A 16,512-nucleotide genomic window follows, 5' to 3' on the forward strand; every position below is an offset into this window, starting at 1 on the left:
CCGCAAGTCTCTCGTCGATCTAGCACTCTACCGCCGACACTGCCAACGTCGCGAATCGCCGTTTCATTCCGGCGAAACGGGGAGGTCGCGGCCCAGCTGTTCCAGTCCACCGCCCGGGGTGAGCACCCAGCCCATTCGCCGATCGTGCGGTTCCTCGGGAAGCCGGTCGACCAGTTCATTATCCCGGACAACAGCGATGAGGCGGACGTCCGCCCGTGCGGCGCCCAGCGTGCGGTCGTAGTACCCGGCACCGCGTCCGAGCCGTACCCCGCGCCGATCGACGGCGAGGGCCGGAACCAGGATCGTCGCGGCGTCGGCCACCACCGAGGGGGGCAAGGTCTCGCCGGCCGGTTCGAGCAGGCCGTAGCGGGCCTTGCGCAGTGAATCCGCGCCCTCGTAGCGCGCCCAGCTCAGTGGACCCGGCTCGCCGGTCACCGGCAGCAACACCGTGGCGCCACGCTCGCGCAGCGCGTCGAGCATGCGTAGATCGCCGGGTTCGCCGCGGACCGGAACGTAGGCGCACACGATGTCATCGTCGGTGGCCAGCCCCGCTGCCGAGGCGGCGAGCGCTGCCGCGTCGACGGCGTGTTCGGCGGAGCCCACCTGTGCGCGAGTGGCCAGGATCTCGCCGCGCCACGCATATTTGGTGCGCTCACCGGGCATATCCACAGCGACCACCATAGTCTGCACAGGCGCGCGTCGATCCGATGTCTTGCGCGCACGGCCGAGCCGACGGCGGACGCCTAAGCTCTTGCCGACGCCGGATCGTCGCGGAGAGGCGATCGGACGGCACTGAATGGATAGGGTATGCGCATGACAGACAAGACTTCCGGTTTCCGCACTGCGGTGGTACCCGCGGCCGGACTCGGGACGCGATTTCTGCCTGCCACCAAGACGGTGCCCAAGGAATTGCTGCCGGTAGTCGACACCCCTGGCATCGAGCTGGTCGCCGCGGAAGCCGCCGATTCCGGCGCCGACCGCCTGGTGATCGTGACCTCGCCGGGCAAGGACGGCGTCGTCGCCCACTTCGTCGAAGACCTGGTGCTGGAGAGCACCCTGGCCGAGCGCGGAAAGTTCGCGCTGCTCGAGAAGGTGCGCAAGGCGCCGGGCCTGCTCGACGTGACCTCGGTCGTGCAGGAGGAACCGCTCGGCCTCGGCCACGCGGTCGCCCAGGCCGAAGCCGTGCTCGATGACGACGAACTGGCCGTCGCCGTCCTGCTGCCCGACGATCTGGTGCTGCCGTGTGGCGTGCTCGAGACGATGAGCCGGGTGCGCCGTGAGCGTGGCGGTTCGGTGCTGTGTGCCATCGATGTGCCGAAGTCCCAGGTCAGCGCCTACGGCGTCTTCGACGTCGAGGAATGCGCCGACAATGCCGAGACCGACGTGCTGCGCGTGAAGGGCATGGTCGAGAAGCCCGATCTCGCCGACGCGCCGTCGACCCTGGCCGCCGCCGGTCGCTATCTGCTCGACCGGGTGATCTTCGACGCACTGCGCCGGATCACGCCGGGCGCGGGCGGGGAACTGCAGCTCACCGACGCCATCGCGCTGTTGATCGCCGAGGGTCATCCGGTGCATGTGGTGGTCCACCGTGGGTCGCGCCACGACTTGGGCAACCCGGGCGGTTATCTTCGAGCTGCTGTGGATTTCGCCCTCGAGCGGGACGAATACGGCCCGCAGTTGCGCGAGTGGCTGAAGTTCCGGCTCAGCCCGGAGTGGGATCCACAGTCGCCCGTCGCCTAAACGCGGTAGATACGCCGCCGCCATAGATTCAGGAGCTCGATGCGCTCGGTTGAGGATCAGCTGATCAAGGTCACCGCGGCTGCGGTCGCACCCCGGCCGGTCCGGGTGGCGATATCCGAAGCCCAGGGTTTGCTCTGCGCGGAAGACATCGTCACCGAACGGCCGCTGCCCGGCTTCGATCAGGCCGCCATCGACGGATACGCGGTGCGCAGCGTCGATGTCACCGCCGCGGGCGTCGATGTGCGCGACGAGGAGGGCGAGCTGATCGACCTCACCCTGCCGGTGGTCGGTGAAGTGGTGGCCGGTTCGCGTCAGCCCATCCGGTTGCAGCCGCGCCAGACCGTGCGGGTCGATACCGGCGCACCGATGCCGACCCTGGCCGACGCGGTGCTGCCCGTCGACTTCACCGATGGTGGGCGGGCCAGGATCAAGGTTTTCGAGCCGGTTCGCTCGGGCGACTACGTGCGTCGCGTCGGCGACGACGTGCAGCCCGGTGACGTGGCCGTGCGCGCGGGCACGATCATCGGCGCGGCCCAGGTGGGGCTGCTCGCCGCGGTCGGCCAGGACAAGGTGCTCGTGCACCCGCGCCCCCGGCTGTCGGTGATCTCGATCGGCGGCGAGCTGATCGACATCGACCGCACCCCGGGCCCCGGGCAGGTCTACGACGTGAACTCCTATGCGCTGGCCGCGGCCGCGCGCGACGCGGGCGCCGATGTGAACCGGGTCGGCATCGTGAGCGCCGATCCGCGCCGGCTCCGCGATGTGGTCGAAGGCCAGCTGGTGCGCTCGGAGGTCGTGGTGATCGCGGGTGCGGTCGGCGGCTGGGCCTCGGATCAGGTACGCGAGGCCCTCGACGGGCTCGGCGAGCTGGAGGTCGACCGGGTGGCGATGCACCCGGGCTCGGTGCAGGGTTTCGGACGGCTCGGGCGCGACGAGGTGCCCACCTTCCTGTTGCCCGCGAATCCGGTGAGCGCGCTGGTGGTGTTCGAGGTGATGGTCCGTCCGCTGATCCGGATCGCGCTCGGCCGTCGTCAGCCGATGCGGCGGATCGTGAGCGCGCGCACCATCACTCCCATCACCTCGATGCCGGGCCGCAAGGGCTATCTGCGCGCGCAACTGCTGCGCGACGAGGCAACCGGTGACTATCTGGTGCAGCCGCTCGGCAACAGCAACGCGGGCTCCTCGCACCTGCTGGCGACCCTCGCCGAGGCCAACAGCCTGATCGTGGTGGAACCCGACGACACCGATTTCCGTACCGGTGACGAAGTGCAGGTCGCGTTCTTGGCGCAGCGCGGCTGACCAGTGGACTCCATGAACGTATTCCGGGCCGGACAGCATCCCGGCTGGCCCGCCCGGCTCGGTCCGGTGATGGTGGCAGGCGGCAGGGTGACGCTGCGGCCGGTGCGCTTTCGCGATGCCGCCGCGTGGAGCCGGATCCGGCTGCGCGACCGTGACCACCTGGAGCGCTGGGAGCCGACCGGGCGCGGCAGCTGGGAGGCGCGCAATCACGCGTCCAACTGGCCGTCGCTGTGGACGAGTTTGAAGGCCGAGGCCCGGCGCGGGGCGATGATCCCGCTGGTCATCGAGGTCGACGGGCAGTTCAGCGGTCAGCTGACCATCGGCAATATCGTGCGCGGGGCGCTGCGGTCGGGCTGGATCGGGTACTGGGTGGCCAAGGATCTCGGCGGCCAGGGTGTGGCGACGGCCGCGCTCGCGCTCGGGCTCGACCACTGCTTCGGGCCGGTCGGTCTGCATCGCGTCGAGGCGACCGTGCGACCGGAAAACCATGCCAGCCAGGCGGTTCTTCGCAATGTCGGTTTCCGGGAAGAGGGCCTGCTGCGCCGCTACCTCGATGTCGACGGTGCGTGGCGCGATCATCTTCTGGTCGGGCTGACCGTCGAAGAGGTTATGGGCACTGTGGTGGATCGCCTGGTCAGGGAGGGTCGGGCGGCGCTGCCGTGAAATTTCTGTTACTCATGTGGCAGGTGTGCACGGCGCGCCTGCCACACGGGCGCGTCTGCCCGAATTAACCTACGGACGTCAGTGGTGCGTCCACAGATGGACAACACGTAGGTGGGGACGGGAGGTGATGACCGCGATGCCGAATTCGATCCTGTGGATCGGACTGGTTGTGCTGTGGGTCTTCGTCCTGTTCCCGATCCTGGCGGACCGGCATCCCCGGATCCGCCGCACCACCGATGCCGCGCTCGCCACACGCGTGCTGCACCGTGGCGGGGCCGAACGACGGATCCGCATCGGCGCGGCAGGCGGTCACGAGAGTGACCCCGATTATCGACCCCGTGTGCTGCGTAAGCGCTCCCACCGAACTGATTCGGAGGATCGGATGACGACCGAAGAGCCCGTCACCGAAGACGACGACGAAAAACTGACCCCCGCAGCCGAACTCGAGGCAGCGGTTGCCGAGGTGGCCACCGACGATATCGGCGAGGCCACCGCGACAGCCGATCTCGACGACGACGAGACGGCAGACGTTGCGGCGCAACCGCTCTCGGCGGAAGCTTTCGAGGAACCACCCGTCGCCGCGCGCATCCCACCCGCGCCGCCGGCCCGGCTGGACGACCTCGTGGCCGAGGACGACGCCGAATTCGACGATGACGACGACTTCACCCCGTCGCGCCGTGGTCGCGGTGGCTACGACCCCGAGGCTGATGCCATCGCCCGCGCCGCCCGCTACAGCTTCCGTCAGCGCGCGGTCATGGGGCTGGTCATCGGCCTGATCCTGTTCGCCGCGTTCGGGCTGCTGCTCAACTCGATGTTCTGGTGGGCGTTCGGGCTGTCGGCTGCCGTACTCACGGGCTACCTCGCGTACCTGCGCAAGCAGGTCCACGTGGAGGAGGAGATCCGCCGCAGGCGCGCTGCCCGCCTGGTCCGTGGCAAGCGCCACGAGGCCGCTGAAGTCACCCCGGAGGCGGCCACCACCCGTCGCACGATGGACCGTGACACCGCACGCGCCCTGCGCCGCCGCTCCACCCTGCTCGACACCGACGACGAGGATCCGAGGTTCGAGTTCCTCGAGATCTTCGATCCGGCCACCTCTCGCGCGCTCCGCAACCGGGTCGAAGACCTCGGTCAAGCCGTCGGCGAGTAGCTGGTAGTAACCACGCAAAACAGCAGGTCAGAGTGCCGATTCGGTATCGGGGCGCAACCCCTGATACAGTGTCACAGCGCGGTTCACCAGAGCCGCACGGGGCTATAGCGCAGTTGGTAGCGCGTCTCGTTCGCATCGAGAAGGTCAGGGGTTCGATTCCCCTTAGCTCCACCCCAGAAGGGCCCGGTCACTGACCGGGCCCTTTCTCTGTATCGGGCCGATGTCGGCTGTCGTGCCCTTGCGGCACGCACCTTAGACTCGACAGCGATCGAATGCATGCCCCCAATTGTTTTGGCATGATTCGTCGATTGAATAAATACTGGCGAGTAATAGTCTTTTCAATTTCCTTCATTCTGAAAGCTTCACTTTGCTGTGCAGCAGAATTCACTTATTCGCAAACTGCTTAAACCGTTAGCTCGGTCACATCGGTAACGCTGCCCAGGTAGTAGCCGATACACCGAAAATGGCTATTACTGTGCACGTCAGCGCATTTGCGGACCCTGCTGAATAGCAGTAACGTTTCGGTAAATCACATGATCCGCGCAGGACCGCGAGCGCCCGCGCTCACCAAGTTCGCTGCCGGGGAGGAATCGTTTCACCAGCGAACAGATGTGGCGCCACCACGGGAGGGGGCGTCGAACGCGTCTGTTGGAAAGCATCAGAGGCAGTTCATGACAGCGGTCATCGAGGCTCGCACCGAGCCCGAAGAAATACCGAATACCCATCCGTCGTTCGCTTTTCGTGGCGTCGCGCTGATCGCTTCGATCGCCGCGATCGCGCTGACCGCGACGGCAGGCCGTTACGACTACTTCGGTGACGAACTCTATTTCCTGTCCGCCGGAAGGCGACTCGACTACACCTATGCCGATCAGGGCGTGGTGGTGCCCGTGTTCGCTTGGCTCGCGGACCAGCTCGCACCGGGATCGGTGACGGCACTGCGCTTCCCGGCCGTCGTGATGTGCGTGTGCGCGGTCGTGGTGGCGGCACTGATCGCCTACGAACTGCGCGGCAGCCACCGTGTCCAGATGCTCGCCGCGGCCGCGTACGCGTTGTCGGGACTGGCGGCCAACCAGGTCGTATTGAGCACGTTCTCCTTCGACGCCACCCTCACGGCCGTGATCACCTGGCTGTTCATTCGCTGGGTTCGTACTCGCCAGGACTGGCTGATCGTCGTGGCCGGATTGGTTGCCGCCCTGGATATGCAGGTGAAGTGGATGATCCCCATCGTCTGGGCGTGCCTCGGCACCGCGGTCATCCTGTGCGGCCCCCGCGACGTCCTGCGCCGTCCCGCGCTGTGGGTGGCGACCGGCATCCTCGCAGCGTCCCTGATTCCGATTCTTTACTGGCAGTCACAACACAATTGGCCACAGCTGGCCATGGGTGCGGTCATCGGCGCCGAGCAGGACGCCACCGGCTACGGCCCGGTGGGATTCCTTCCGCAGTTCCCCATTTTGGCGGGCATCATGGGCACATTGTTGCTCGCTGTCGGATTCTGGGCGGCCTTCAAACAGGAGTCGCTACGCCCGTATCGATTTATCGCGGTGGCACTTGTGATCATGACCGCATTTGTCATGATCACGCATGGGCGGCCGTATTACCCCGGGGGCCTTTTTCCCGCCATGTTCGCCTTCGGGGCCGTCGGTCTCTGGCAGTACGACCGGAAACGGTGGATGAATGTGGCGCTGGTTCCGATCGCCGCAATCTCGGTGCTGACAACCATTGTCACACTCACGGTGATACCCCTCGCGCCCAGTTGGCGTACGCAGGCCGAGGATGCGATCGACCTCGGACTCAAGACGGCATTCTTCGGAAACACCAATTGGTCGTCGATGGTCTCCGCCGTCAATGACGGCTACCGCACGCTGACGCCGGCGGAAAAGGCCGGTGCCGTCATCGTCGCGCAGGGCTATCCGCAGGCGGGCGCGGTCGAGCAGTTCGGCAGGCAGTACGGCTTGCCTGCCACGTACAGCCCGAGCCGTGGCTTCGGCTTCTTCGGCCCGCCGCCGGACTCGGCGACGTCGGTGGTCTACGTCGGACTCGACACCGCCGAACACGACCTGCGTACCCGTTTCACCGAGGTGGAGCGCGTCGTCCACCTCGACGACCCCCTCGGTACCCCCGGCATCGACCGGATGACCGCCGTCTGGGTCTGCAAAGGCCCGAGGCAGCAGTGGTCGACCATGTGGGATTCCATGACCACGCTGTATTTCGATCTCGGCCTCTGGCGAGACGATCGGACCACCACCCGACCCACGCACTGAGCGAGGACGATACGAACGAACCCCCGGCCGCGAATGCGGCCGGGGGTTCGTCGTTCGAGCGGGAGCGGGTCAGTTCTTGACCAGCTCCGGTGCACCCACGTCGTCCTGCACGGGCGCGGCGTGCGGGTCGGTTGCCGCGCGGTTGGGCAGCAGGACCGCCATCGCGATCACGACCAGCGCCAGGACGGCCGAGATCAAGAAGGCCAGGCGCATGCCGTCGAGGGTGGCCACGGCAGGCGGGGTGCCCTCCTCGATGAGCGAGGTGCTGCGGGCCGACATGACCGTGACCACCAGCGCGGTGCCGAAGGCCGCCGCCACCTGCTGGATGGTGCCCAGCATCGAGCTGCCGTGCGAGTACAGGTGCATCGGCAGCGCGCCGAGGCCGAGGGTGAACACCGGAGTGAACGTCGCGGCCAGCGACACCATCAGCAAAATGTGCAGACCGAGCAGCTGCCAGTACGGCATGTCCATCGAGATCTGGGTGAAACCGGCCAGCGAGGCGGCGATACCGATCGAGCCGGGGATCACCAGCGCCCGACCGCCGAACTTGTCGAACAGCTTGCCCACGGTCGGACCGAGCAGACCCATCGCCAGACCACCCGGCATCACCAGCAGGCCGGTCTCCAGCGGGCTCAGACCGCGCAGGTTCTGCAGGTACAGCGGCAGCAGGATCATCGAGCCCATCATCGCCAGGAACGCGACCGACATCAGGACCAGCGCCTTGGTGTAGGTGCCCTGCAGCAGGACCCGCAGATCCAGCAGCGGGGTTCCGTTGCGCTGCAAGCTGACCTGGCGCAGCGCGAACGCCGCGATCAGCGCGACGCCACCGGCGGTGATCAGAACCGCGGTGGAGTAGCTGTCACCGTGGAACTTGCTCAGCCCGAACACCAGCCCACCGAAGCCGAGGGCCGCCAGTGCCACACTGGGGAGATCGAGCGTGCCCGGCTGCGGCTCGCCGACGTTCTCCAGCTGACGCAGACCCAGCCAGGTGACCAGACCGGCGATCGGCAGCATCACCACGAACAGCAGTCGCCAGGAGTCGATTCCCGGGATGGCGATCTGCAGGATCAGGCCCGAGATCACCGGGCCCATGGCAGGCGCGACCGAGATGGCCAGGGTGACGTTGCCCATCACACGGCCACGGTCCTGCTCCGCCACCACGGTCATCAGGGTGGTCATCAGCAGCGGCATCATCACCGCGGTGCCACCGGCCTGGATGACGCGGCCGATCAGCAGCACCGCGAACGTCGGCGCGAGTGCCGAGATCACGGTGCCTGCGATGAACACGCCCATCGCGGCCGCATAGGCCTGACGGGTGGTGACCCGCTGCAGGAACCAGCCCGTGGTGGGAATGATGGCGGCCATCGTGAGCATGAACGCGGTGGAGACCCACTGCGCGGCGACCTCGGTGACATGGAGATCGCTCATCAACCGCGGGATCGCGTTGATCATGATGGTTTCGTTGAGGATGACGACGAAGGTCGCGAGCACCAGCACGCGGATGACGGTCGGTGTCTTGCCCTTCGTCGTCGGCGTGGATAGATCGGCTGGCATCGGGGTAACCTCCGGAAAACATGGGGAAACGGCGGGGCGTGAGCTGTGGCCCGATGCCGAGTCGACGACGTCCCGGCACCACAAGAGAAGAGACGGATTCGGTCGGTCCAACTCATCGGGCGCCGGTCAGTATTCCGGGCGGGTACGACACAAATCACCTGGTTTTTCGGATTCGCGCCGACAGGGGCGTATCGAAAGGTGCAGGTCCCGGGGATATCGAAGCTGGTCTCACGCTGGATCGTGAGCCTGGTCACTGCCCGATCTCGGCCGACGGCGCGCCGGTGTGTTCGGCGGAGTGGACCCCGAGATGCGGGGTATACCGGTTAGGTGACTGCGTCGAGAACCTGGCTTGCTGTGGTGTGCGCGATTGTTGCCGCTCTCGGGGGTGCGAAGGCATCGGCCGATCCGGGGGCGTATGTGGCGGGGGAGGCGCCGCTGGGTGGCAGGTCCGCTCAGATCGATGTGTACTCGCCCGCGATGGGGCGGGTGATCCAGAACAACGTGATCAAGGCGGCGGGGGCCGGGGCTCCCACGCTGTATCTGCTCACCGGGGCCGGTGGTGGGGTGGACGGGATCTCGTGGTGGGACGACACCGACGTGCGCAGCTTCTTCGCCGACAAGTTCGTGAACGTGGTGATGCCGGTCGGTGGGGCGTTCACGTTGTACACCGACTGGATTTCCGATGATCCGGGGGTCGGCCGGGTGCGGTGGGAGACGTATCTGACGCAGGAGCTGCCCGGGGTTATCGATGGTGCGCTGGAGACGAGTGGGCGCAATGCCATCGCCGGGGTGTCGATGAGCGCGTCGTCGGCGCTGGATCTGGCGATTCAGAGTGGATCACGGTTTGCCGCGGTGGCGGCGCTGAGCGGTTGCCCGTGGGCTTCGGATCCGATGGGGATCGCGATGGCCAGCGCGCAGGCGGTGCGTGGTGGGGGGAATCCGGGGAATATGTGGGGGATTCCCGGTGGGCCGGGGTGGCGGGAGCATGACGTCTTCGCCAACGCGGGGCGGCTCGCGGGGAAGACCATTTTCCTGTCTGCGGCTACGGGGTTTCCCGGTGCGCAGGATCGGGGGTTGCCGATGCCGCCGATCGAAGCTCTCGCGGGGGCGTGTACGGCTGCGTTCGCCGGGCGGTTGGGGCAGTTGGGGATACCGGCTGTGCATGTGCACCGGGCGACCGGGTCTCATACGTGGGGGCAGTTCCAGGCTGACCTGCATGAGGCTTGGCCGCATTTGGCCAGGGCTATCGGGTGAGGGGTTCCAGCACGAGGAGTGGCACCGGGACGGGTGAGAGGTAGCGCCGTGTGGTTATTGAACGCGGGGACTGGGCGGTGTGGTCGGGAGTGTGGGGGTTGAGTTCGGTGGGGTGGGTATCACGGTGACCAGTCGGGGGGTCGAGGCTTCGGGTTCGAGGGTTTCGGGCAGGGTTCTCTGGCGGGTTCTGCGGAACCACCACTGCAGCAACGCGATGCCGATCAGGGCCAGTAGGGCTGTGGTGAGGCTGATGGGTAGGCCGGGTGGGCGCCAGGTGACGGTGAGGGTCGCGTTGTGGGTGCCGGGTGGGATGTCGACCGCTACGAAGGTGCCTGCTACTGCTCGGATGGGGATTTCGCTGTTGCCGAGGGTGGCTGTGTAGCCGGGCCAGGCCAGGCGGGACAGCACGATTCGGCCGCCGGTGCCGGAGGAGACGGTGGCGCGGTTGGTGAGGCCTGCCTCGGGCATGACGGTGGCGTGTACGCCGGATTCGTGGGCGATCAGGTCGCCGGGGGAGGGTAGGGGGTTGACTCGCTCGAGGACCCAGATCTGGTGTTCGTGACCGGGGTAGTGGACGAACTTCCAGCCCGCGGGGGCGGGCTCGGTTCCGGCATGGGGATACTGACTGCGTTGCAGGACAATGCGATCCAGGCGCATCAGATCGACGATCGGTGTGTCGGTCGACGGCTCGACGGCGAAGACCCTCCGGTAAGCGTCAGGGCAGGTGCCGCCGTCCCAGGCCATGCACAGCAAGCCCGCGAAGGCGGCGTGCCCGACGGGCGTGTACCCGTTCACGTATCGCAATCCGAGGTTCTTGGCGTAGCTGCCCAGCGCGATGGAGCCGTAAGTGCCTGCGAGCGTGCGCTCTTCGTCGCGCACCATGATCCGGTCCGCCAATTGCAGTGTGCGACCGCCGAAATCGGGGAACGCGGCGGTCATGTCCGAGCGCTGTTCGGCGAATCCGTACGACATCGGAGTCCGGGGCGCCGACGCCACCTGGACGAACGCGATCGGGAAGGTCGTGGCGATGGTCAGCGCGGCCGCGGCGGCGATCCCGCGCGTGCGCGCCAGCCACACCACCCCGGCCCCGAGCCCGACCACCACGAACACGGCGAGGGCGTGGCGTTCGACGAGTTTCGGTGCGGCGGAGAACGATCGGATGAACAGCAACGCGATCAGCGCACCCGCCGCGGCGTACCGTCGCCGCGACGCGGTGAAATCGCCGTAGCGACTGATCAGCACGCACACCAGCACCAGCAGCGCGATCGCGAGCATCGGCAACACGCGCGCCGGCCACCGGAGCGGACCGATCGCTCCCGGCCCCGCCGTCCACATCAGGGTCGCCACCGCGAACAGTGCGATGCCGCTCCACGAGGCGGCATGACGTGCCGCGGACTTCCAATCGATGAAGGCGAGCGCGGGAATCACGAACCACGCGATGTAGACCATCGGTAGCGGCTGCACATGCCCCCACCACGCGGTGAACGCGGGGACGGTGCTCGGCAGGCTCGCGTTGAGCGATTCCGACCACGGGACGGTCAGGAACGGGTCGTTGTGGATGGTGGAGACGTCGCCGCGCCAGGTGGCCTGCGAGGACAGCAGGATCGGCAGGTTGGCGATCATGGACGCGAGCACCGCGAGCCCGGACGCGGTGAGCAGTCGCACGACCGGGGCCCACCTGCGCTGGTACAGGTATTCGCCCGCGGCGACGGTGGCGATCATCAAGCCGGATTCGACTGCGGGAAACGCGTATTGGATGGTCAGCGCCAGATACAGGAACACGAACAGCGGGATCGGCCCGGTGCGGCCTCGCGCGTAGAGGACCGCGGAGGCCCAGGCGTGCACCAGCCAGGCGGTGCCGGTCTGCGAAGTGAACCAGCTGGCCTCGTCGAAGAACAGGAACCATCCGCTGAACGGAAACGCCACGCCCGCGACCGCGGCCCATGGCGCGCGGGCGCCGTAGGCCAGGCAGATGCGGAAGACGCCGAGTGCGGCGATCGCGGAGAACACGAACTTCACCGCGGTCGCGTACAGCGCGAGATTGTCGAACGAGGGCGCCAGCAGGTACACCAGCAGCTGCGCGGGGTTGTAGAGCCCGGCTTCCTCGAGGCTGTAGTTGCCCGCCATCCATTCCCACGGCACCATCGCCGGGAACCGCCCCGCCCGCAATTCGGTACCGAGCAACTGCCACATCGGCACGTATTGCGCCTCGGTGTCGTCGGTATAGAAGTGCCGCGAATCCCCCAGCAGCACAGCGAGATACCCGAGGAGGACCGCGGCGATGACGACCCCGGCCCACCGCACGACTTGTTTTCGCGGTTCGAGCTCCGCGCGTACCCACACGAGCGCGGGAGCTTAGAGCATGGAGATGAATCGAACAATAGCGCCGGGTATCCGTACGGAAGTGGTGGACGTTTGTCCAGCTCAGATATGGTTAGGGTGGGGTTTGATAGCATGGCGCAACCTGAGCAGGACCCTTCGAGAGAGTCGTCAATTGCAGTTCGAAATCGTCGAGCGGGACGAGACCTGGGTGGCCGGTCTTCCGGTTCGCAGTCCCAAACGCGCACTCGGTGAGCTCCGCGACCGTGACCTCGAAACGGCATGGTCGGCGGTTCTGCATCAGGATCTCGGCGGGCCTCTGGCCAGCGCCTATACCGACTACACCGGTGAGCTGAGTACGTACAACACCCAGATCGTGGGCTACCGGTGCGAGTCGCTCGATCAGGTCACTCGCGGACATCTGGCGGCCCGGTTGCCGCGCGGCACCTACGCGCGCTTCTCCTCGGTCGGTAATTTCCCGCAGGTGATGACGGATCTGTGGACCCAGATCGCCTACGCCGAGGAGCACAACCAGATCAAGCGCACCTTCACCGGCGATTTCGAGTGCTACCCGCACGCCTACAAGATCGACCTGTACCTGGCGGTCGACCCACGATGACCTATTCGATCGTGGTCCGTGGCGCGGCGCTGTACGGCGGCCTGGCGGTGCCGAAGGTGCACCCGAGCTTCAAGGTGAGCAACAGCGACCTGATCGAGTTCCTCAAGGACCGGCTGCGCGACCGCCCCGGCGGCGGCGAACCGCTGCACACGGTCTACGTGCCCGACCCGGCGGGCAACTGGAACGCGCTGGTGGCACGCGAATACGCGACTCCGGACGACGTGCCGGTCGGCGATCTCATGCTGCGAGTTCCCAAGGGTATCTACGCCCGTTTCGCGCCCAACGGCGACTATCACGACCCGGTGGAAGACGTCTGGGCCCAGGTCGACGACGCGACGGCGTCGGCCGAGATCTCCCGCGCCTACCGCGAGGAGATCGAAGTGTGGCACGGTCCCGACACGGTGGAATTGTTCGTGTCGATCACGGTTGATAGCTGAAAGTTAGCCGAATTCGAACCGATCGGTCTTGACTCGACCGCCTCTCGCGCATTCACCCGTTCTGACCTGGGATTATTTCAACTGGCTCAGAAGGTTACCGGAAAATTAGCCACTCGTATGGTGCATTCCTGCCGAATGACGGATACTGCGTAGGAAATCTTTGGCTGGTCGGACAAAGCCGACGTGGGTGTAGGTACGGAGTTGTATGAGGGTGTCGGCTCACACCGGCTCGGATCCCCGGGTGGTCGGTGCGAATGCGGGCGGGTTGCGGTACCTCGACAGCAGCTCTGGATGCCATGTCCGCATCTGTTCACCAGCGGAAGATCCGGCACTGTGGGATCGGTATCTCGAGGGTGCGCTGAATGGTTACCGGCACTACGGAGTTCAGGACGCGCTCGATGTCGAGACCCTCGCCGACGGCCGTTCGACGTCGCTGTTCCTCGTCGCGATCGATCCGGACGGGTCGGTGGTGGCCGGCCTGCGCGCGCACGGGCCGCATGCGACCGCTGACGACATCCCCGGATTCCACCCATGGCTCGGCACTCCAGGCGAGGCCGCGTTGCGCGCCTCCGTCGACGCCAAGGTGCCGCACGGAGTCGTCGAATCCAAGGGCGGGTGGTCGATACGGTCGGTCCCGCGCAGGCCGGAGCTCGGCGCGTTGGTGGCCCGCGGCGTCGTCCACGTCACCTGGCTGCTCGACGTGCGGTACGGGTTCGGCGTCAGCCCCCTGCATCAGCTCGAGTCCTACCGATCGAGTGGGGCACGCCAGGATCCCGGCATTCCCGCCGTGTCCTACCCGGACGAGCGGTACACCACCGTGCCGGTGTGGTGGGATCTGTCCGATCTGTCGGCGGCGACACCGACACAGCGCGATCTGATCGACGTCGAGCGCGCGCAACTGCTCGAAGTGCGACGCCCATGATCCGAGACCTCGCGCCCACCGACGTCTTCCGCGCGTCGGTGCTCGATGACGCGGTCCCCGCCGACGCGGCCGAGCTGGCACGCCTGCGGGAGCTTCCCGGTATCTCGGTGAGTGATCTGCGTCCCGCGATGCGATCGGAACTGGCCCGGCTCAAAGCCGCGCCCGACGCGGACCCGGCCGACGATCGCTGGGTGTACTACCCGTGGCGCCGCGCGCTGGTCGCCATCGTCGGCGCCACCGCGTTTCGCGCTGTTCGGCAGGACCGCAACCGGAACAAGCTGACCATCGCCGAGCAACGACAGCTGCGCGGCCAGGCGGTCGGCGTCATCGGGCAGAGCGCGGGGCACGAGATCGCCTACGTCGCCGCGCTGGAAGGCGCCTGCGGGCTGCTGCGGATCGCCGACTTCGACACCGTCGAGCTGTCGAATCTGAATCGGATTCCCGGTGGGCTGTTCGACATCGGGCTCAACAAGTGTGTCGTCACCGGCCGGCGGATCGCCGAACTCGACCCGTATCTGCCCGTCGAGATCTTCCCGGCGGGCGTCGACGAGTCCTCGATGGACGAATTCCTGACCGGGCTGTCGGTGGTGGTCGAGGTCTGCGATTCCCTCGACGTGAAACTCGCCGCCCGCGAGGCGGCCAGGCGGCACCGCATCCCGGTGCTGATGGAGACCAATGATCGAGGTCTGTTCGATGTCGAGCGATTCGATCTCGAACCCGATCGGCCGCCGTTCCACGGCCTGCTCGGCGCGACGACGAGAGCTGATCTGCGCGGCTTGTCGAACCGCGACAAGGCTCCGCACGTGATGCGGATCCTCGACCCGGATCAGCTCTCGGCCCGGCTCGCCGCCAGCCTCACCGAAATCGACGAGACGGTCACCACGTGGCCCCAGCTCGGCAGCGATGTGGGGCTCGGCGCTGCCATCATCGCCACGGCGGTGCGCCGGATCGGCCTCGATCAGGCGCTGCCGTCCGGGCGAATTCGCGTCGACCTCGAGCGCGAGCTCGACAGCCTCGGCGAGCCCGATCGAGGTGACCGCGGATTCACGGCCGACGCCGTACCGCTCGACGAGCTCGACGAGCCGCACACATCGATCGCCCGCATCCTGCACGGCATCGAACGCGCGCCGTCGGGTGGCAACGCGCAGCCGTGGGTGGTGCGCGTCGACGGTTCCGCCGTGCATCTCGCGGTCGACCCGGCGCGTACCTCCGGGATGGATATCGGATTCCGTGGCAGCGCGGTGGCTCTCGGCGCGGCCCTCTACAACGCCCGCGTCGCCGCCGCAGCTCAGGGTTTGCTGGGGACGCACGAGATCGTGCTCGGCGGTATGGCCCCCGTGTCGGCGGTGCTGCACCTCGGTGCGCGGGCCGACCCGGAACTGGCCGCCGATTACCCTGGAATGCTGACCCGTGCCACCAACCGGCACCTCGGCGACGGGCGCACCTTGACGCCGGAAGTGCTTGATGCACTGGCTGTTTCGGCTGCGGCGGAAGGCGCGTTCGTGCGCGGGGTCACCGATCGCGCCGGGCTCGGCGAGGTCGCCGAACTCCTCGCCGAATCCGACCGCGTCCGCTACCTGACGCCCCGGCTGCACGCGGAGATGTTCGGTGAATTGCGCTGGCCCGCTGACGATTTACGAACCGGGCTCGACCTGCGAACCATGGAGCTGGCCTCCGACGAGTACGCCAAACTGGCCATCGGCGGGCGTGCCGATGTGATGGCCTACCTGCGGAACTGGTCCGGCGGCGCGGCGCTGGGCGACTACGCGCGCCAGCGGATTTCGTCCGGCTCGGCGCTGATCGCGGTCACCTGCCCAGCCGGCGCCGACGCCGATCTGGCCGATTATGTGCGTGGCGGTTCCGCCGTCGAGCGCGTGTGGATTGCCGCGCAGAAGCTGGGCCTCGCGGTCCAGCCGATGTCCCCGGTTTTCCTCTACGTCCGTGACGACAACGATTTGCGCAACGTATCCGCAGGATTCACAGATACACTGGCCTCGATCCACAAACGGTTCTCCGCACTGATGGGAATTCCCGGGCACGAGACGGTCACGGCAGTATTACGACTGAGCTATGCGCCCGCGCCGACAGTACGGAGCGCCAGGCTCCCGGTACTCGGTTCAGGGAACTGACAGATAGCACGATCGGAGAAACGGTGCCTCGGCGAAACCTCGACTCGTTGGTGACGCAGGTCGCCTCGGAGTCGATGGGCGTCGACGCCACGACCATGGTCGTGGCCAGCGAGCGCGTGCTCGCGAGCCTGGTGGACTACTTCGACGTCGAGTTCGCCTATCTGCGCC

General features: G+C 67.0%; 13 protein-coding genes and 1 tRNA gene. 11 read left to right on the forward strand and 3 right to left on the reverse strand.

What is annotated here, in order from left to right; genetic code table 11:
- Positions 1-63: 63 nt before the first annotated feature.
- Positions 64-663: a 5-formyltetrahydrofolate cyclo-ligase gene (locus tag ACWDXS_RS28770; protein WP_378993329.1), complete on the reverse strand. Its 600-nt coding sequence runs from the start codon at positions 661-663 to the stop codon at positions 64-66.
- 150 nt (positions 664-813) lie between these two features.
- Between ACWDXS_RS28770 and ACWDXS_RS28775 the strand changes: the two genes are divergently transcribed.
- The 6 genes from ACWDXS_RS28775 (at position 814) to ACWDXS_RS28800 (ending at position 7,110) form a co-directional block, all read left to right on the forward strand.
- On the forward strand, positions 814-1,740 hold the full coding sequence (locus ACWDXS_RS28775) for a UTP--glucose-1-phosphate uridylyltransferase (protein ID WP_378993251.1): 927 nt from the start codon (positions 814-816) through the stop codon (positions 1,738-1,740).
- A 39-nt stretch (positions 1,741-1,779) separates the two neighbouring features.
- Positions 1,780-3,039: a molybdotransferase-like divisome protein Glp gene (glp, locus tag ACWDXS_RS28780; RefSeq protein WP_378993248.1), complete on the forward strand. Its 1,260-nt coding sequence runs from the start codon at positions 1,780-1,782 to the stop codon at positions 3,037-3,039.
- Positions 3,040-3,051: 12 nt separating this feature from the next.
- Positions 3,052-3,702 carry a GNAT family N-acetyltransferase gene (locus ACWDXS_RS28785; protein WP_358109313.1) on the forward strand — a complete coding sequence of 217 codons (651 nt, stop codon included), beginning with the start codon at positions 3,052-3,054 and terminating at the stop codon, positions 3,700-3,702.
- Between the two features lie 136 nt (positions 3,703-3,838).
- On the forward strand, positions 3,839-4,849 hold the full coding sequence (gene sepX, locus ACWDXS_RS28790; protein WP_449970357.1) for a divisome protein SepX/GlpR: 1,011 nt from the start codon (positions 3,839-3,841) through the stop codon (positions 4,847-4,849).
- 98 nt (positions 4,850-4,947) lie between these two features.
- A tRNA-Ala gene (locus ACWDXS_RS28795) sits at positions 4,948-5,020 on the forward strand.
- 500 nt (positions 5,021-5,520) lie between these two features.
- On the forward strand, positions 5,521-7,110 hold the full coding sequence (locus tag ACWDXS_RS28800) for a glycosyltransferase family 39 protein (RefSeq protein ID WP_449970360.1): 1,590 nt from the start codon (positions 5,521-5,523) through the stop codon (positions 7,108-7,110).
- A gap of 69 nt (positions 7,111-7,179) precedes the next feature.
- Here ACWDXS_RS28800 and ACWDXS_RS28805 read toward each other — a convergent pair whose 3' ends face one another.
- Positions 7,180-8,664: an MDR family MFS transporter gene (locus ACWDXS_RS28805; RefSeq protein ID WP_449970363.1), complete on the reverse strand. Its 1,485-nt coding sequence runs from the start codon at positions 8,662-8,664 to the stop codon at positions 7,180-7,182.
- A gap of 327 nt (positions 8,665-8,991) precedes the next feature.
- Between ACWDXS_RS28805 and ACWDXS_RS28810 the strand changes: the two genes are divergently transcribed.
- Positions 8,992-9,918: an alpha/beta hydrolase gene (locus ACWDXS_RS28810; RefSeq protein WP_449970366.1), complete on the forward strand. Its 927-nt coding sequence runs from the start codon at positions 8,992-8,994 to the stop codon at positions 9,916-9,918.
- A gap of 54 nt (positions 9,919-9,972) precedes the next feature.
- Here ACWDXS_RS28810 and ACWDXS_RS28815 read toward each other — a convergent pair whose 3' ends face one another.
- Positions 9,973-12,222: a hypothetical protein gene (locus tag ACWDXS_RS28815; protein ID WP_449970369.1), complete on the reverse strand. Its 2,250-nt coding sequence runs from the start codon at positions 12,220-12,222 to the stop codon at positions 9,973-9,975.
- 190 nt (positions 12,223-12,412) lie between these two features.
- Here ACWDXS_RS28815 and ACWDXS_RS28820 point away from each other — a divergent pair, with 190 nt between their 5' ends.
- The 4 genes from ACWDXS_RS28820 to ACWDXS_RS28835 all read left to right on the forward strand — a co-directional run bounded on the left by ACWDXS_RS28820 (position 12,413) and on the right by ACWDXS_RS28835 (position 16,344).
- Positions 12,413-12,856 (forward strand): GyrI-like domain-containing protein, encoded by a 444-nt coding sequence (locus ACWDXS_RS28820; protein ID WP_378993237.1) that lies wholly within the window; start codon positions 12,413-12,415, stop codon positions 12,854-12,856.
- A complete protein-coding gene (locus ACWDXS_RS28825; protein ID WP_378635974.1) occupies positions 12,853-13,293 on the forward strand; it encodes an AraC family transcriptional regulator in 441 nt (146 codons plus the stop codon). The genes ACWDXS_RS28820 and ACWDXS_RS28825 overlap by 4 nt, the downstream gene beginning before the upstream one ends.
- 205 nt (positions 13,294-13,498) lie before the next feature.
- Positions 13,499-14,215: a hypothetical protein gene (locus tag ACWDXS_RS28830; protein ID WP_449970374.1), complete on the forward strand. Its 717-nt coding sequence runs from the start codon at positions 13,499-13,501 to the stop codon at positions 14,213-14,215.
- Entirely contained in the window at positions 14,212-16,344 is a 2,133-nt protein-coding gene (locus ACWDXS_RS28835) for an Rv1355c family protein (protein ID WP_449970377.1), read from the forward strand. The genes ACWDXS_RS28830 and ACWDXS_RS28835 overlap by 4 nt, the downstream gene beginning before the upstream one ends.
- Positions 16,345-16,512: the final 168 nt, after the last annotated feature.

Source organism: Nocardia sp. NPDC003183 (assembly GCF_053590715.1).